Genomic DNA, 18938 nt, shown 5'->3' with positions numbered 1-18938 from the left:
TTATTAGTTTTTAATTTCATATGTAAAACTCTTTACAAGTTTTCCATTCTGATCCTTCACATTCATCAACCGTCCAATATTATCATAGTTATAATATTCAATCACACCTGATGAATTCATGATACTGCTAACCCCAAACTCATTCTTGTAAGTGTACAATGTACAAAGATGATTAGGCAGAGCATTAATGATATTCGCCTGCTGCTGGATAATTTGGGTATAGTTAGGTGAGATTACGTTAAGCAAAGGCTTAAGCGTTGCCAGATATCCTAAAACAGTACTTTCATCTGTAATCTCGACACCTTCTATCTTCAATATCGGATATTTGTTATCGTAACCATAATAATAATAAGTATAGTTTCCGGTTGGTAGGTGTGCCTTCAAAATATGCCCGTCAGTATCATATTTATCAACGATCAACTTTTCGTCAAGTGCATTATTACCCTTAGCTTCCGATACTTTTTGAGGAAATATTCGGGAAGCCACAGCAGTTCCATTCGACGCCACTGTTGGAATAAGAGCATACTCTGTTATCGTTTTACTTAACAGCTCCTGATTGGCAAGTTTACTCGTTTCTACAACTGGGTACTCTCTTCGATTTACCATGGTTGTGTATGGCTCAGTACCATTTTTATCAAAAGAATAGAGGTAATTCTCGGATATTGATTTCCCATTGGTATCAATGAAGGATTTATTCTTCAGAAAATTATCCCCAAAGTTTCCCTGATCGGAAAAATTGCTATTTTCAACCATTTCAAAATACTGCCCGGCACTTCCATAAGTTCTGTTTTTTTTTGTGGTAAGGTTAAAGTCAGAATAGTACAATTCATATGCAGTTCCGGCAATAACAAATTCTTGTGTCTGCCCATTAGATTGAGGACAAGCAAGAAAAAATTTACCACTCAGCCCCCTTGCTGCTTGGGGAGAAGTTTCACTATAGGTGAAAATTTCCTCTTTTAACAGATCATTACTTGAATTATAAAATCTTCTTTCTTTGGGAAGACCTCTTTTATAACCGAACTCCGTATGAGGATCAAAAATGGAATTATTTTGTCCTAGTTTTCCACTATTAGGTAGATTAGGAAAATCTGAATAATTAGTAAAATTATTGACAATATATCCGTTATTCTCTGTTTTCTCAACCACTGTTGAATACTCAATCTGCGGTCCCATCAAGTTGGAAAGCTGTACTACAGATCCTATACTGAACTGGGTTTGATAGTAAGGAATACCATTCTCAGTAGGAATAAGAAAATTCTTTACATAATACACATTTTTTTGAAGCAATGTTCCTGAGGATACAGTAGAGTTGGTATCAATGGTATAGCTGTAGTCTTTTACAATCTTATTTTGTGGATCACTGAAATCCGACATTCTTTTTATCCTTACCCCACCGATAATTCCATTCCCCGAAACCAGGCTGCTGTTTGAATCCAGATATTTGGAATAGGTATGAGGTTCATATTCAAATATTGTATAGCCTTTCAAAGGATATGTAATTTTTGATAAGGTTCCAAAATACACTTTTGTAGGATCTGTTTCCCTTGAAGGCTCATGAATTGTAGGTGAATTATAGTCCAGAGAAAAAGGAGTAGACTTGTAATATCCGAAATGGTCTACATTAGTAGAAAGCAAGCCCGGAAGCTGATTAAAATTATTGTATTCGAAGGTATGATCAAATTGATTATCCACCGTTAATTTTTCCAGTTTCAATCTTTCAGCTGGGGTATTATTATAGCTGAATGAAACCTGTTTTAAGACATTGTTTTGGCTGTCTCTTGCTACAAATCCATCTAATTTTCTCCATTTCAATGCATTGATATACGAGTCAAAGTGTCCTGATGTGACATTGGGATTTGGGGTAACTCCATTCTGTAATCTTTTGATATAATAGAACATCGCATTTTCATAATCTCCCGGTAGGGCCAGCCCCGCCAGATAACTTAAGATATTGGAGAAAGCACTGTCTAGAGTAGGGTCTCCATTATTGTACCTGTATTTCAGTGAATTGTTAATTGATGATGAGAAATTAATTGTTCTTGCAGATTTTGTAGTAATGGATTTCAAATAAGTAGGAATGATCAGCTGTCCAGCAGCAACGACCTGATTACTTATACTGCTTCCGCCGCTACATCCCACCCCCGGAACGAATATATTACCATCAAACTGTTTGCTATATCCGCTAAAAGAATTCGTATTATAGAAGGATGCTATATAATCTCCTCTCTCATATTCAAAGGAATAAATCTTAGTTCCTTCTTTATCATATACTTCCGAAAGATACCAAGCATTAGCAATAACTGGATTCACCAATTGATTATAGAAGTCAGGAATGGTATATTCTATATTATCCTGTATACCTCCGAATATATATTTATTGCCTTGATCATCAGTCATGGTAATTTTACCAAGAACCTTTAAAAATGGTCTCTGATTGAAATTATTGGTAGCAGGAAAGTTCATTGGTGTAATCTTATCATTCATATTGATTTCCACCTTCATATTATCCTTAGAAGATACTTTCCAAACTCCATCAGAGCCCAGAAAGAATTTTCCTACATGGCCCATAAAGTTGAAAATAAAAATATCGGGTTCCAGGTCTGCTGCCGGATAAGTACTATTGGTTATACCTCCGTTTTTTAATACTGTTGTCATATTACTAACACTATTCCACTGGGCCCCATTAAGGGCAGGTGTATAGTAATAATAACCGCTCGCTATCCCCCATTGGCTGGAGCCCATAGGAACATCATTGGTGAATTTTTCGTCGAACGAAGTACCTTTAACGACTCTTGTAATCACACCTCCTGCATTGAATGTCCAGTTTTGTCCTACCCATCCAGGGGTATCACTCACTCTCACTCCTCCTGTATCATAACTTACACTTATATCTAATGGAATACCATTTTCATTAAGAGAATACAAAGGTATGCTTACATTGGCTCTTCCCGAAGAGAGATCCATTGGTACATCCCCGTATTTCCCTAAAGAAGCAGCATTGGGAGATTGTATATTTTTAGGCAGTTGTAGTGTCTGTGCCCATATCGAAACATTCGATATTAATGGCAGTGCCATTATTAAGAATATCTTTTTCATCATTATTTTTTTATCAGTTTTGCGTTTGAAGTTTTACCCGAATCAGTTTTTATCGTCACCAGATAAGCTCCCTGAACCAAAGCCTGAGTATTGATCTTTGTCACTCTGTTCTTAGTTTTTATATTTTGAAGCTGTCTTCCACTCATGTCGTACAACAAAATATCTGCATCCTTAAAATCAAAACCGATTTCTACATAAGCATAATCAGATACAGGGTTCGGATAGATCTTTATATCATACTGGGGAAGAAGCTCACTTACTTGCTTGTCTCCCAGCTTTACAATCTTCCAGTTTTCTTTACCTAACTCTTCTGCACTTGTTCCTGCAAGAATAATAGAACCATCTCTATTGAGTTTCAGATCTGAAAGTCTTTCTTCCTTCTTTCTGGATTCTCCTTTCACATGTTTTCTCCACTGTTCATTTCCATTATGATCAAGATATAGCATCCAGAAGGTTTCATCATCAGTTTGTATTCTTCCCTCAGCTTGAGTATAGCCCCCTAAAAGAATTCCTTTGGATGATTTATCGTCTGCTGAATGAATCACAATCATTCCCATCAGGATATCACGATTCTTGAAATTATAGGATTTCTGCCACTGCTCTTCTCCTCTTTCATTTAAAGCAATCAGCCAGAGGTCTGTGCCTTCTTCAATACCAACAGCTTTATTGCCTGACCTTTCTGATCTGGATTCTCCACCGACAATAAAACCATTTGAAGTTAATGCCAGTGTTCTGATATGGTCATCATCTTTCCCTCCAAAATTCTTTTCCCATTCAACTTTGCCATTTTTATCAAGTTTGACAATCCAGTAGTCGCCTTCACCAAAGTTTTCTGTCTGCTTACCCGTCTTATCTCCAATTACAACTCCACTTCTGGAATAAATTCCAAGCAATGCTCCGCCGTCTTTCGTTGGGATCATCTTTTCAACTTCATCAAGTCCGCGTCCTCCCAATGTTTGTTCAGATAATATTTTCCCTTCTTTGTCGAGTCTTACAATCCAGACGTCCTTAGAACCATAACCTTTAGAGGAGTTCTGTACATTCCCGGCAACAAAGAATCCCTGATCTATAGTCTGGATAACTGCTTTAGCTTCTTCATTCGAAGAGGTACCTAATGTTTTCTGCCACAATTCATCACCAAATTCATTGATCCGAATGAGCCAAATGTCTGAACCTCCCTTAGAATCTTCTTTTTTATCAAGTCCTTTTTCTGAATATGAGGTCCCAGAAATCAGAAAACCACCATCCTGGGTAGTGACAGTGGAAGATAAATAGTCGTGATTATTTCCTGATAAATATTTCTCGAAAACCTGTTCTCCCTGTTGATTCAATTTTATCAGGTGAAAGTCATAACCATTGTTTTGTTGGCTGTTTTGTTGGAGTTTTTCCGTTTGGATACTGCTTCCCGCGATAAGGTATTGCCAATCAATAGTAGTAGTAACCTGGCTTAAAAAATCCTGCGAACTGGACTTAATATCTTTCTGCCAGAGTACTTCCTGAGCAAATATCCCCATAGTAGTGCATAAGAGTAATGCACCCGTGTAGAGTTTTTTCATGCTTGTGCTGTAATTAATTTTAAGTAAATACTGATTTAATTATTGTGTATATTAGAAATACACAAAATGTATAGAATAATTATTGTTCATGGTTATGTTTTTGATGACTGCAAAATTAAACTTTTTAAAGTTTCGTCCAAAGGAATTGATTAACATTCTTTAATAATGCAAAGATATATCCGCAAAGCGACAAAATACGACGTATTATATTCTTGCTTAAGCAAAATATGAATCTAAAATTTGCACCATAAATAATCTGGATTATCCAAGGGATCATCTACTTTAGCATATTCTCTTCCCCAGCCTTTCTATGCACTTCCACCACATCAATAGAAATCTCATATTGCTTCAGCTCTTTTTTCTCTTCATCACAAGCCTTATCAATATGCTTCTGAAGATTTACAGCCGTCTGCTTTGCTTCATATTCCATTACTTCAAAAAATGAAAACTCCGAAGGCTCGCTCCTTCAGCTGGTGATAAAACGTAGAATAAAACTCAGTAAAAGAATTCTCATTACACTCAATACTGAGCATTTCATCACGGTTCAGCTCCTCAGGACCCACTCTATTCACTTCCCCATCCTCACCCAATCCCTTAATCCCAACAGTACCCGTTTCATGATGAAGCACCAGTAAAGTGTATCCTGTTTTCCTAACAGTAACCCATTCATCGTTTTTATTGCTATCCATGACTTAAATTATTGTGTACCATGTAAGATATAAAGTCGGACAGGTTTATTTTAAGTAATGGCAGCTAAATACCATATTTGTCACATGAGGGTATTCAAAAAAAAGCAGCCTCAATGAGACTGCTTTTCTATTACCTTACTTTATTTAACTTACGTTTACCATTTTAAATTATCAAGCAACTTGTCTTCATTTAAATTTAAGATAGCTATATTATTATTTTCTTTTCCTATAATATTGAATAAAACGAAATTATTAAATTCCTTTATCGGTAGATTTTCAGACAATTTATTCTCTCCACTAAAAGATATTAACTTCAAATCTCCATTAAGATTTTGATAGTAAAATTGGTGATTATTAATAAAGATTATAGGTCTCGAATATGCGATTGTACAAAATAAATAAATCGAATTACTACTAAGTAAATTTTCGTTAGTTTTAATATTGTAAATGTTAAATTTATTGTTTTGATATCGATAAGAATAATCACTATTATTGCTTAATTCTTTCACTATGTTAGGACGTTCAACAGGCAACATTAAAACTTGACTAATTTGCTTGGAATTTGCTCCCCTTAAAATTTCATTATAGTTCACATCAGTAGGAATTTTTCCTTTTTTCAGTATAGCAAATTCTATTATTTTTAGATTATCCAACAAATCAAAATTGTATGCATTAACATGTAAAAAAATATTTTTTTTATTTCTGAAAAAATATTTTGGGTGTTGATCTGGAATCATTTCTAAAAAAATTTCAATAGAATCATTATAATTATATTTTTTAGATAATTCTTGAACACATTCACCAATTATGATCCCTTTGTTAATTTCCTCTCTGTAAGAAAAACAGGATATATGTACTGTAACATTTCCACTAGTATGATGCAGTGTCACGTTTTTTGCATCGATATTTACAAAAAAAACACATATTAAAAATATTATTAGTTGCTTTATCATTTTCTTTGAATGTAGGTAACGATATACTTGAATGCACCATTGTATAGTGCGTTTTTGGAATAGGTTTATTATATGATAATCCAATCTAAATTATAATATATCATATTTTGTATCGAAATTAAAGATTGGTTTTATTTATAAAATTAATTTGATGATCATCTTTAATAAAGACTCACGCGCTGGTACATTGAGGTATATCATTACCAAAAATACTTCATAAAAATGAACTTTGCAATTCTTGTTTAATTTTACTTAAACGTACCAAATCATCAATAAAAGTGTTTGAAGATACACTCGTCTTGCACTTAAGGAGACAACTATTTGATAGTTGTCTCTCTTTTTTTATGCATAAGTAAGTTTTCTATCACAAACAGGACATGTCAAAAAGCCTCTAAGAAAAAACACTGATTGCAAATCATCTCTTTTAGCAGTAGCCTTTCTTTTCGTATTAACAACAGACTGTACCTGATCAAATAATGATTCCGATATTAAGGGTTCGTGTAAACCCTGCACAATTTGTTCTTCATTAGAGTTAATCTTAATAGATATTAATCCACAATAAATTGGATTACGCAAAACCCTAAAAAAGTGTGACCTTGAACACATTAATCCCTTATCATTAGCTATTTTTCTAATCTCAGAAATTCTATGATCATTCTGGATAACTTGATTGAAAGCCCATTTTATAATTTCGGCTTCAGGTTCTTTAGGAACAATAGCTTTTTTACCATCCATCAATGTTACATTGATAAATCCTATTGGCGCTTTATTAGGATATCTCCCCATTAGTTTTGCACGGCGAATACCATTCGCCGTATTTTGAGCTCTTCGGGTATTTTCTGCCTCTGGAACCGCTAAATACACAGCTAACATAACCGTACTTTCCGGCACGGAGAAATCAATAGGCTGATCAATAGCCATTGCCGTTGTCTTATACTTCCTAAGCTTTCCAATCATCTCGTAAGCATACTCCACATTACGGCTGAATCGATCCCATTTGATGAATAATATGTTTTTATTCTCTCCTGCCGATTTCTTTTTAATTTCGAAGAATAATTCTTTCCACTCAGGTCTATTGAAGTTTTTTGCAGAGTAATCTTCTCGATAAATTCCTTTGACTTCAATATTGTTGTATTTACAATACTTTAGTAATCTATCCTCCTGTTCCGGCAGGGAGTAACCTTTTCTTTTTTGTTCGTCTGTACTTACACGAACATATAAGTAAGCTGATTTCATATAATTAATGTATTTATTTGATTTACAAATTAATAATTTAAAAAAACATTAAATAAAAAGCTCTATATCCTATTATAACATTGGATTTATATTGTAACTGCAAACTCTAATAAATTGTTAAATATATTTTAGGAGTCAACTCAATTTGATTTCAATTACGGATTCCCATAAAAAGTTCATATAAAATAGATTTATTTTTGTTCAATGAGCAAATCAAATCGGCAGTTATACCTCCGATCCAAGTGAAGGAATTGGTGCAAATACTATTTTATTTGCAAAATCAAGCGAATCGGAATATGAGGATGAATACCGAATTACGAAGCATTATGAAGCAGATAAAGTTCACAAATTTCCCAATGAGGCTGTTAAGGAGATCATTTTAGGATTAAAGCTAACAGAAGAAGAAAAAAATGAAATACTTAAGATAGCACACAGCAAGTCTTCTCAAGCAAAATTTTACGAATCTAGTATGAACTTGTCTGAATTCAAATTAGACATCATTCCTTCCTTTAACTATGAAAATACTTCGAGACTGCATTTTAGGTATGCCCTAAATAGTCAAATTATGCTGTAATTCAATAAAAAGAAAATAACCAATGAAAATGAAAACAATGTTGAACATTTTAAACTTATATCCGATCTTGGAAAAATAGATTTACCAAGCAAAGAAGAACTTCAAAAGCATTTTGACGAAACTGGGCAGGGCTATATATTCGTTTTAGATACCTCCGTGTGTATTGATATTAAAGCTTAATAGGCTGGGGTAAAAACTCTAAAGCTGAAAAATCCAAAATTTTCAATTTAATCCAGTTCTGTCAAAAAAACAATGTCGAATATTTTGCAGTCTGGGGGCTCTTAGAATCATCATATGATCGTAAAAACCTTGAGGTAAAATATGACATGTTTGATGATTATTACAATAAACTACATTTTGCATTCAATATCCCTGTAAAAGAATTCAAAAAACTGGATTTTGACTACTACAGGGACTTTCATGTTGAAAATGAAATCCGAATCGATAAAAATATTGTCAAGTCAATAATCGAAAGTCGTGTTAATCCCTATTATGTTGGTCTATTAAAAATCTGTGAAATTGCTCAAAGAGGTCTGGGATTAAATCGTGCCGAAAAGAATGTAGAAGAATTTTTTAACTGGATAGAAAATGATCTAGGATTTATGCTAGGTTATGAACACCGATTGGCAATGCAGATTTTTGGAGGAAATTCAGATTATTGGAAAATGCTTCGTATAGGCTCAAAAAAAAGAAGTTGTTCTAAAAGAGGCAATGAAGACAGCATGGGATATATTGCATTCTAAACTCAGTACCAATAACGAACTATTATCTGAGTTGGTAGGCAGAAATATAAGAGCAATATTTGTTACTAAAGATGCTAGACTTTCTGATCTGCTTGCTCCTAAAATTGGTGAATATATCAGAGTATCCAATACAAAAGTTTCGACGATCGATCTTGATGATTATCCTAAGGTTTATTCGGTGGATTTCCTTACAAAAATGAATGAAAAAACGAAAAAACTTGCTAGAGAAAGGCTTTTCAGAGAGGATGATATAGATGAAAACTATGTTAGGACACTCATTACCGACTTAGAAAATAAATTGATTTGATTTTAAATGAGCGAATTTGACTTTTATAAGATGCTAAATTATATTTGGTTTAATACCATTGAAAATAAAAGATTTAACATGAATGCAGGACAAACATATATACTTGTTATAGCTGTAGAAAATTATCACGAAAGTAAAAACTTTGACACAGTTGATTTCGCCGAAAAAGATGCAAGAGATTTCATAGAAGCATTTAGAAAATTAAGTTTAGAGGATAAAAGTGTCTTCACAGAGCTCATTAACGATAAAGCAACTTTAAGCAATATCATTCAAGAAATAAAGAAGATCAGTAAAATAGCACAGAAAGACGACCGAATTATTATCTATTTTGCAGGACATGGATTTTACGAAGAAGGCGAAAATCTTCTTGCTCCTGTTGATGCGAGAAAAACTGAAAAAAAAGAGACTTGTGCTTCCGTTGAAGTTATTTTGGGACATTTGAAAAAATCTGCATCAACTCAGAAAATATTGTTCTTTGACTGCTGTCACAGCGGCTTCGAAGGAGGAGGAAGTGTTCGTGCTGCAGCTGATAGTTTTGAAATAGATGAACTTATATATCAATTTAGAGAAGAACAGTTCGTTGTAGGATTTGCCAGCTGTCAGAATCATCAAACTTCTGTCTCTAATGCAGCTTTAAAAAACGGTGTTTGGACACATTTTTTAATTAAAGCATTGACAGGAGAAGCCACAAGTATTTATGAGAAAGGATTATTATTCAGTGATCACTTACAGGATTATCTCAATAAAAACACTTCCGAGTACGTTAAATTTAACACTGTTAAAAAATTAGACCAGACACCAGTAAAGTTTGGAACAGAAACAAGCAGATTTATTATTGCCAATCTAAATCCAATCTTTGAAGCACAGGTAAAAAAAGCAGAAAATACGGACATTGCTTTGTTGAAAGTTTCCTTATTAGGAGAGGAGATTGATACAGTTAAAAAACTCCCAGGATTTCAGAGTGGAAGCCACAAAGTTCCAAGATTTGTTGCACAGTCCACAAGAAATTTTATTAGGGGAATTGCTGCTGATCTAATAAAAGATGAAATCAATGATTTAAGCAAAAAAATCCGAGATAATGTTGGTTACAATAGAAAAGACATAAGAGCTACTCTAGATAGCGGCAGTGGATCTATTGAAACACCGCATTTTGATTATAGCATGAATGTCGAGCAGTCAGAAGATGAACCAGGTGAATATATTCTAATCAGAAGACTTGAAAATTTAACCGATCCGAATCTGGCATCCAGTCCAGCTCTAAGTAAAATTTTCAGCAGTCATTTTGATAAGCTATCCTTTGAAACTGGGAAAGAAATCAACATAAATGATTTAATTGATAGAATTGAAGATTTAAAAAATCCCGCAATAAGAGTAGATTATGACGACGCAGATCTAAGTTCGTGTCAAATAAAAATCGAAGGATTAAATTATGAAATAGAGGTTGATCCTTCTTCTATAAATATTATTTACGACTACCAAACCAGTCCGGGCAATCTGGTATTAGCTTTCCAAGAGACTCGTAAAGCTTTACAGCAAAATCCGGAATTAAGACTTTTAGAATAAAATAATAGATATGTAAAATCGTATATTAATTTAAAAACAAAACTAAAACTATGCACCCACTCAATTACTCACTTCAAGATTTTGAAAAATTACTGAAAAGTAAAATTACTATTGATTATAAAAATTACAATGGAGAAATTGAAACAATCTCAGGCTATCTTATCGAAATACATCCAACTGATGCAGGAGACATTATGCCGCACAGTATCACCTTAGATCTTGGTACTGAGCAAAGAAATGTCAACGTTTTTACCATTGAAAAAATAACATATTAGATTGAATAAATAAAACTTCTTTTATGAAAGATAACTTGCTTATCCTAGCCGGTGCAGGTATAACTGCAGGACCGGATTTTTTTCATATTACAACTTCTTCTATTACAAAATCTTTTATCTCCTATAATCATCCAGATCTTACTGATGACAAAGAATTGGTCAAATTCATCTATAATGAATTCTGCTACTGGAATAAACTGGACGAGACAAAAATTGAAGATAATCTGCACCAAATCAATTTTGAAACAATTCTACAAATGATTGAGGAATTGTATTCTTATGTTGAAGATTATGAAAGATCGAATCGGTTTAAAAAATACCAGAATAGTGTAAAAAACTCCGTTTTTTCCTTAAATAAAAAATTGATCACCCAAATAAATAGAGTTCGCAATCCGAGAGGAAATCATTTCATTTTTATATTTCTTGAAAAATTATACAATCATCTTATAGATGAAATCTCAAGACAAATAAAGCCACATAATGAGAATTCCACTAATAAAGGCATGGCGGAATTCAGTAATTTCCTGGACGTAGCCTTTGACAAAAAACATACAACAGAAGAATTTACACACTAAATTATGATAATTGGTTTAATCAATTTAGAGATTATTTTGATGGATTTCCGTCAGATGTTTTTGATTCAAATGAAGTAATCAGCAACAGGTCTACAGATTGTTACTACAATCTCCACGGATGTATCTTATGGGAAATATGGAAGCCTATAAAAAAGAATAAAGAACCTGAGGAACGAAAATATATTCAAAGTTCTGGTAGCTATACTATTTCCAGGGAAGCACTACTCCATTCTCCTATCATTTCAGGTTATAATAAACTGACTAGAATCAATTCTAGTCCTTTTTTGGAAATTTTCCATTCTTTTACATCCGATTGCATTTCCGCTAAAAAAGTATTGATTATTGGTTACAGTTTTAACGATCCACACGTCAACAACAACCTTCAATTCATCGATAAAAATTCTAAAATAATAATTGTCCTTTATTACAATCATTCCTGTTTGGATGATTCGGAAAGTGATTTATATCGAATAATGCATGAAGTAAGTGATATTTTTAACACTAAATTTTCAACTTATAAAGTTAGGAGCGGGTTAGAACATACAGTTGATAGTGATAATGGGAGAATATCAATTTTTATTAATGGAATAGGTCAGTCATTTTATGATGAGTACCCTAAAATTTGGAACTAAAAGCGATCATTTTTAATGATTACTAAAATTAAAAATATTATAATGAAAAAGACAGATGTCATCAAATCAATAATTGAAACAGGATCAGAAATCTCAGGGGGCATAGGAAGCGCATTGCTTAGTGCCGTAATTCCAGGAACTACAGGAATTATTGTAGGCGGAGCGGCAGCACCTATACTAACAAAGATCTTTACCGATATTGGTACTGAAATACAAAACAGATTTTTAAGCTCAAGGGAAGTAATGAGAACAGGAGCTGCGTACACCTTTGCAATCGATAGGATACGACAAAATGAGAATGAAGGGCATACGCTAAGAGATGATGATTTTTTTGAGCCAATTGACAATAACCGCCCGGCATCAGAAGAATTATTGGAGGCTATAATCTTATCTGCCCAGCGGGAATCAGAAGAGTTGAAATTAAAATTTCTAGGCAATTTGTATGCTAACATTTGTTTCCATCCAGAAATCAATCGTGCGCACGCAAATCAAATCATTAAAAACTCCAACACACTATCATTTCAACAGTTTTGTATCTTGCAGCTATTTTATGAAAAGCTGCAAGATACAAGAGCTCTTAAGGTTCCCAAATTAAGAGCTGATGGAAATTGGGAGATTAAAGTGATAGATATTATTTCTGAGACACGGGAACTACAGCAAAAAGGTTTGATAAGCATTGACAGCAGAATGAATGAAAGTGATTTGTCTTCACCGATTCCTTTGGCAAAGGTAAATATCACTTCGGTGGGTAAAACTTTTTGCGAGTTGTTGTCATTAAATCAGATTGATAATGGCATTTTATCAAAATTAAACGACGTCACAGAAATTAAATATTAGATCATCTAAGCATTTGTTTTATTGGTACATTATGAACCTTGAAGTACCGGTAAAATAGTATGAAAAAATAAATTAAAGCAATGATGATTTGGAAAAAATCCCAGCTTTTGCTGGGATTTTTTTTCTGAGCAAAGTTGATTAACTATACTCAGAAATTAAATAAGATTAGTTTTATAAATGTCCCTCGTCTGCAAATGAATAATAACTTTCAGATGTCAGAATAATATGATCCAATAGCTTTAAATCTAAAACATTACCAGCTTCCTTGATCTTATTTGTCATTTTTATATCTTCGGTGGAAGGTTTTAGATTTCCAGAAGCATTATTATGACAGATAATAATTGTACTTGAGTTACATAACAGCGCTGCCTGCAAAATAATCCTTAAAGCTGCCTGCAACTATCAATATCAGTAATTACCACTAAGGAAATCATAAATAACGATATGTAGTCTTTTACAATGCAAAAATATCTTCAACATTTATCTATAATGATTCACCTCATTTATCCCTCCACATCTGATCCGTTACCAATTGTCAGCTTAACCAAATCAATAATGTAAAATCTTTGCAACCTCAGCTAAGGCCGTTTTTATATCACCTTTTTGAGATTGTGCTAAATAAAATTGATGTTCCAACCTCTCTATAAATGGATAGAAAAAATTAATATGTTCTATTATTCCCTGGTTTTCTACAACAAACAACCTTAAAGCTTCGGTTACCTTATTTAAGCCCTCTTCGCTTCCACCTGCCATATTTGCGAGAACCTCAGTAACATAGTTTTCAAGACGGTCAAAATCATCCCTGTCTTTTTTGGTTTTGGCTATTTTTAGCAAATCCATTATTTTTGGTAAATAAACCAGGTCTGTAACATTTTTCAGATAGGCTGCATCATAATAAAAATCAAATTCATCTTCGCAATCGTCATCGCTATGATTTAACATGTAGTTTAAATAATATAGTGTCCCCGCAGGATCTCCAACTCTTGTTAGTTGCTGTGATGCACGATATTTCTCTTGTTCAGGCTCCTGGTTATTTTCAATCAGGATTGTTAGAAATTCAGTAATTTCATTTTTATAGCTTCCTCTTACGAGGATAAGATTTATAATTTCCCATTTGATTGAATCATTTGGCACATTATAAAGAAGTGACAACAAATCTTTAGGATCTTCAACAAATTTATCAAAAGCTCTTAGAACTTCATTTTTGGCATAATGATCATGATCAATACCAGCTAAAGCAGTTAAAATAAATGGATATGCATCTTCCAATCCATTTTCAACAGCATAAATGGCATTATTCTTCCAGGATGTGTCATAATGAATATCATTTTTAAGATTTTCAATCACTCTCCTGGTAACCTCTTGCTTTCCCACTTGTTTTTCAATCACACTAAAGTCTAATGATTCTGAACTTCTACTTAAATCATCATAGGTTGTAAAATCAAGAATCTTTTCCTTATCTACGTTGATGTCAAATCTGGAAATATAATACCATAAAATCTGAACCTGTCTGTTAAATTTAACCCTGCTTCTATCACCATCATTAACAGTAATTGCATTTTTGATATCAGCTTTGGAAACCCTGTCTTTTACCCAATCAGCTAACTGATCTATCTGTGATTTTGTTAATTCTATTCTGGAATCTCCAGCCAGTTTATCCTTCAAATTATTAAAAAGATAGTCTTCAAACTTACCAGTTTGCTCAACAAAATCCAAAACCTGCTTAAGGTTAACGGTATTACCTCCTCTGGTGTACTCTGCAAGAAGCTCAAACGGACTATGAAGAATATCTGTTTCATCATATTTTTTGTGATTGTACAATAAATCCCAAGTAAGCTCACCAATATTATTTTGATCGAAAAACTGCACCAACTCCTGTTTGAATTGTTCTGGAGAGAAAAAAACAGCGGTATTCTTTTGTGCCCATTCCTTTTGCGCTTCTGTTACTTTGGGTTCACTTACATTATTCAATATTTTTGAGTTTGCCCTGATCTCTTTTTCCAGATACAGCAATTCATCTTTACTTTCACTGCTCCCGTACCATTTCACTTCATTGTAAAATTCCAAAAGTTTGTTATTTGTCAAATCATGCTCGTTGTACAGTCTGATAACATAATCTGTAACATCTTTATTTATTAGTTTTTTATAAAGACGGGCCCTTTCATAAGATGAAATATCACTATTTCCAAAAACCTCTTTAAATATCATTAATGAAGTCTTGGTTTCAATAAAAAAGTTACTGAAAATATCCAAGCTTTTTTCGTCACCAAGGCGTATATTGTATTTATAGGCCTTACTAATAAGATCATAAATATCAGGATACTGAGTGTACAGGTCTGCCGAATGATCAATGATACTCCTGAGAACTCTTTCCCTATGGTCAAGCCTGAACAGCATTCTTTTATTATTGTCATCAGAAAAATACTTAAGTATCTTTCTGAGTGCATCAATTTCAAACTTCGCTGAGAAGGCTTCTTCCAACTGCATACTTTCGTCTATTAAATTCACCTTCTCCCTGTCAGGATCTATCTCAGAAATATTCAGTCCTTCGATTAAATAATCAACATATTTACTTTCAAGCTTTGCCTTATGAATCAGCCTGTACATTCCCGAACGGATATACTGATTGTTACTTTTTCCATAGGTTGTCATCAGTTCGTCAATTAGTTCCTGATCTGCATATTTCAGAGATCCCATCGCATAAGCTGTAGCATTAAAATAATGGACGTCAGACACATCTTCAAAAATAAAGGTTCGCAGTGCTTCCTTTGTTTTTACATTTTCCTGAGACCCAAGAATCTGATCATCAATTAAATGAATGGCGTTCAGTCTGGTATATCTTGTGTTGTTTTTATCCAGTAGTTCTTTTAGCAGAAATTCATTGGCAGATTTCACCGGTGCGAAACGTGCAAGTTCCGTTGGAGTAAATTTGTTTGATCTTAGCCATACTCCTTGTTTTTTATAATGGTTGAAAATATTTGTAAAAATTTCCAATCTTATTTTAGCATCAATTTTATCTGGTTCGATCTTGACCAAAATTTCAGGATCAATATTCAGTATCCATTCGATTAATCCCTTTCTTTTTTCACTGTCAATAATACTCATTAAAAAAAACAACGTATTGACCCAGCTTGGTTTGATAATCTTACCTTTAAAAGAAATTATCCCCTTTATCTCTTCAACCGTCATTTCATGTAATGAGCTTGCCGCCAAAAATTCCTGAATATTGTTATGCTCAAATCCCCACATCTTGGGATCTGCATCAAAATTTTTGAATGTTGTAGAAAATTTTAATAATTCAAGTTCAGCAGGCTCTGGCAAGATTTGGGATAACTGATCAAAAGTAACATAATTCTTACCCATAAACTCCATAGTTAACGCCACTTTTCTCAACAGGCCCATTACTTTAACCTTCTGCAACTTTAAATTGGTTGTTCCCCTAAAATGTTGCTGGTCAAGGTCAAACCTTTTGTCAATGAATTCATTCAGTAAATCCACTTTACTGATTTTCAAATTCTTATGCGTTTTGTACTTTTCCAATAAAAGCTGAAGGAAAAACGGTTGTGTGATAAGATCTTTGAAATCTTTATCATAAGCCTCCTGTACAAAGTCACTACCGTTAATATGATATTCATCATTTGCATAGGTTACAATACTTTTAATATTAATTTCATCAAATAAATAAACATTAAAATCAGAAAGTGTACCTCCGGAAATGCCCGATGGAAATTCATAAAAATTAGTCCGGCAAGCGATAACAATGCGAATATTCTGAAATTTAGATGAAAAGGAATTTATCTTTCTGACCGCAGTATTAAAATTTGCAGGTTCAATCTCATCCAGACCATCCAAAATTACCAAGCAAATGTTTTCAGGGATTTTGTCCCAGTGTTCTGGTAGAAAATCTTCTATATTTTCATTAACATAGGTATTCATCCTTTGAAAAACCGGTACAAATGGCGAATCTGCTACAGAATGGATCGCTGCAAGATTAGATAATTCGGTAGACTTTCCTGATCCTGCACCTCCCAGTAGTACGATTCTTGATTCCTTTTCAACCAATTCGACCAATTCTTTTCCTTGATGAGCTCCAAAAAATACATCAATTGAATCTGCTTTTGTATCAAACGGACTTAGAGTGCGATGTATAACATTCTTATAGGGTTGCACCCCAATAATAAAGCGTGAAAAATCAATAGGATCGGAAGTATTGGTGCTTTCTTTGATCTCTTCAATAAATTCATTTTTGCCTTCGATTCTCTTTTTTCTTTCAACTTCCCATACCCACTCATCAAGTATTTGATAAATGCTGGTAATAAACTTAGTCGGATCCTCTGTATTGGGAAAAGAATGTACCCAACCATTTCCTTGGATTTCCCTTTTAAATTTCTTTACTTTCGACAACTCCTTTTTTTCATCTTCATCCTTAAAGTCCCGAGGCTCCTTGAAGAAAAAATAGATACCAATTTCTTCCCCATCTTTACGCTTTTGGACAGCATTACGGAACTCCTCTTCGGTTCCTGAACCATATGGTATTCCGGTAATGGGATCTTCAGCACCTGAAACCGTACCATACCTCATCCATAGCAATCCTATATAAATATCATATCCTGAAAATCTGATATTTATATCTTCCTGTGATCTGTTTCCCCAGGGAGCCACAATATCTTTAAAGTCCAAAACCTGAAACATGATTCCTCGGTTATTTACCGAAAACACATGATTTCTGGATTCACAAAGTTTTTTAATAATATCTTTCTCACGACTGACATCGCCGGGACAGGAAACAAAAACTCTTATCAGCGTAGTATTTACCATTAAAAATAAATTTGCGTAAATTTAACACTTTTTACATTTTTTTACAATATAAGGCAAAAAAATATTCAATAGAATTAAAGAATTCTATTGATAACTGATTGTCTGATCTTATAAAACAACATGTAAAACTAATCAGTTAAATAATCATCAAACTATCAAATTCATTATTGAAAAAGCATTTCTTAAACTAGTTGGAGTTTATTACGGATTTTAAATAAGAGATTTGCATTGTTCTAATAAGGAACTGGTAGTAGATAATCTTAGCATTACTAAGTACGAACTTCACAGAACATCATATCAGGCTAACCAAATAATATTGAATATACATGTCTAACATCTTAATTACCGGCGGAATCGGAAACCTCGGAAAAAGCTTACTTCAATATTAAAGCATGAGAAGATATCTTTCACAACAGGCGGGGGAAATAACAGGTCTCTGGCGGCCAATGATGTTCAATCGGAAGCTGAAAATTGCAAAAATAAACTGGGAAAGAGCGTAAGAAAATTTTTAAATTGGATAACAACATTTTACCATATTAATTAAAATATGATTTTTTTATTTAACAATTTAATTGAGATTATTTTGAAGCAACCCTATATCATAATGTACCAAATCTAATTTTATTAGTTTTTGTAGAATAATAGAAGCCACTCAAAAAATCTGTCACTGTTTTATTATGATAAAACTTTAAATACAATTAATATTTTTTTTGATTGATTTGTATATAGCAAAGTATAACTTAGATATTATTTAACACATTCAAAACGTTATCAATATCTGCAGCTAATTTGGTTGAATAGAGTATGATGTTCACAAGGCAGGATTATTTAATTCTATAATTTTTCTAAATTTTCCACCAAATGTTTCGATATTTCTTCGGTTATGGGTACAAGATCAGAACAGCTAATTAAAGACTCACTATTCCAAAGCTGATTTCTATCAGTTATGAAAATTAAATTACATGAAACATAAGCTAAAAGAAATTACTTAATAAAAGTGAGCTGTTTAATTCTTGTTTAATTTGACTTAATCGAACCAAATCCTCTATAAAAGAGTTTGAATAGACGCTCGTCGAGGTCAACA

Annotated in this window: 15 protein-coding genes; 7 read left to right on the top strand and 8 right to left on the bottom strand. The window is 33.3% G+C overall.

The window, feature by feature from the left end:
• Nucleotides 1–3: 3 nt before the first annotated feature.
• The 6 genes from ACKTTZ_RS17485 to ACKTTZ_RS17460 all read right to left on the bottom strand — a co-directional run bounded on the left by ACKTTZ_RS17485 (nucleotide 4) and on the right by ACKTTZ_RS17460 (nucleotide 7530).
• Complete coding sequence (locus ACKTTZ_RS17485) at nucleotides 4–3099, bottom strand: hypothetical protein (protein ID WP_407846159.1); 3096 nt, start codon at nucleotides 3097–3099, stop codon at nucleotides 4–6.
• On the bottom strand, nucleotides 3099–4652 hold the full coding sequence (locus ACKTTZ_RS17480) for a T9SS type A sorting domain-containing protein (protein ID WP_407846158.1): 1554 nt from the start codon (nucleotides 4650–4652) through the stop codon (nucleotides 3099–3101). Before ACKTTZ_RS17480 ends, ACKTTZ_RS17485 begins: the two co-directional genes overlap by 1 nt.
• Before the next feature lie 277 nt (nucleotides 4653–4929).
• Nucleotides 4930–5082 carry a hypothetical protein gene (locus ACKTTZ_RS17475; RefSeq protein WP_407846157.1) on the bottom strand — a complete coding sequence of 51 codons (153 nt, stop codon included), beginning with the start codon at nucleotides 5080–5082 and terminating at the stop codon, nucleotides 4930–4932.
• Nucleotides 5083–5086: 4 nt separating this feature from the next.
• Nucleotides 5087–5341, bottom strand: coding sequence for a hypothetical protein (locus ACKTTZ_RS17470; RefSeq protein WP_407846156.1), 255 nt, complete (start codon nucleotides 5339–5341; stop codon nucleotides 5087–5089).
• Nucleotides 5342–5496: 155 nt separating this feature from the next.
• The gene (locus ACKTTZ_RS17465) at nucleotides 5497–6294 is read right to left on the bottom strand and encodes a hypothetical protein (RefSeq protein WP_407846155.1); all 798 of its coding nucleotides are present in this window, start codon (nucleotides 6292–6294) and stop codon (nucleotides 5497–5499) included.
• Between the two features lie 342 nt (nucleotides 6295–6636).
• Nucleotides 6637–7530 carry a recombinase family protein gene (locus ACKTTZ_RS17460; RefSeq protein WP_407846154.1) on the bottom strand — a complete coding sequence of 298 codons (894 nt, stop codon included), beginning with the start codon at nucleotides 7528–7530 and terminating at the stop codon, nucleotides 6637–6639.
• 900 nt (nucleotides 7531–8430) lie between these two features.
• Between ACKTTZ_RS17460 and ACKTTZ_RS17455 the strand changes: the two genes are divergently transcribed.
• Genes ACKTTZ_RS17455 through ACKTTZ_RS17425 form a run of 7 tightly spaced genes read left to right on the top strand, consistent with a single transcriptional unit; the run spans nucleotide 8431 to nucleotide 13036 of the window.
• Nucleotides 8431–8847 carry a hypothetical protein gene (locus ACKTTZ_RS17455; RefSeq protein ID WP_407846153.1) on the top strand — a complete coding sequence of 139 codons (417 nt, stop codon included), beginning with the start codon at nucleotides 8431–8433 and terminating at the stop codon, nucleotides 8845–8847.
• Complete coding sequence (locus ACKTTZ_RS17450; RefSeq protein WP_407846152.1) at nucleotides 8816–9154, top strand: hypothetical protein; 339 nt, start codon at nucleotides 8816–8818, stop codon at nucleotides 9152–9154. The genes ACKTTZ_RS17455 and ACKTTZ_RS17450 overlap by 32 nt, the downstream gene beginning before the upstream one ends.
• A 6-nt stretch (nucleotides 9155–9160) precedes the next feature.
• Nucleotides 9161–10717, top strand: coding sequence for a caspase domain-containing protein (locus tag ACKTTZ_RS17445; protein ID WP_407846151.1), 1557 nt, complete (start codon nucleotides 9161–9163; stop codon nucleotides 10715–10717).
• A gap of 50 nt (nucleotides 10718–10767) precedes the next feature.
• Nucleotides 10768–10992, top strand: coding sequence for a hypothetical protein (locus ACKTTZ_RS17440; protein WP_407846150.1), 225 nt, complete (start codon nucleotides 10768–10770; stop codon nucleotides 10990–10992).
• A 23-nt stretch (nucleotides 10993–11015) separates the two neighbouring features.
• On the top strand, nucleotides 11016–11567 hold the full coding sequence (locus tag ACKTTZ_RS17435; protein WP_407846149.1) for a hypothetical protein: 552 nt from the start codon (nucleotides 11016–11018) through the stop codon (nucleotides 11565–11567).
• Nucleotides 11555–12199, top strand: a complete 645-nt coding sequence (locus ACKTTZ_RS17430) for an SIR2 family protein (RefSeq protein WP_407849182.1) — start codon at nucleotides 11555–11557, stop codon at nucleotides 12197–12199. Before ACKTTZ_RS17435 ends, ACKTTZ_RS17430 begins: the two co-directional genes overlap by 13 nt.
• 42 nt (nucleotides 12200–12241) lie before the next feature.
• Complete coding sequence (locus tag ACKTTZ_RS17425; RefSeq protein ID WP_407846148.1) at nucleotides 12242–13036, top strand: hypothetical protein; 795 nt, start codon at nucleotides 12242–12244, stop codon at nucleotides 13034–13036.
• 171 nt (nucleotides 13037–13207) lie between these two features.
• Here ACKTTZ_RS17425 and ACKTTZ_RS17420 read toward each other — a convergent pair whose 3' ends face one another.
• Together ACKTTZ_RS17420 and ACKTTZ_RS17415 are read right to left on the bottom strand one after the other, a co-directional pair.
• The gene (locus ACKTTZ_RS17420; RefSeq protein WP_407849180.1) at nucleotides 13208–13411 is read right to left on the bottom strand and encodes a JAB domain-containing protein; all 204 of its coding nucleotides are present in this window, start codon (nucleotides 13409–13411) and stop codon (nucleotides 13208–13210) included.
• 174 nt (nucleotides 13412–13585) lie between these two features.
• Entirely contained in the window at nucleotides 13586–17854 is a 4269-nt protein-coding gene (locus ACKTTZ_RS17415; RefSeq protein WP_407846147.1) for an NACHT domain-containing protein, read from the bottom strand.
• Nucleotides 17855–18938 lie beyond the last annotated feature (1084 nt).

This window comes from Chryseobacterium sp. KCF3-3 (assembly GCF_045865955.1).
In the GTDB taxonomy this organism is placed as follows: Bacteria; Bacteroidota; Bacteroidia; order Flavobacteriales; family Weeksellaceae; genus Chryseobacterium.
Note: the sequence above shows the minus strand (reverse complement) of the source record. Positions and strands in the feature narration are given on the sequence as shown.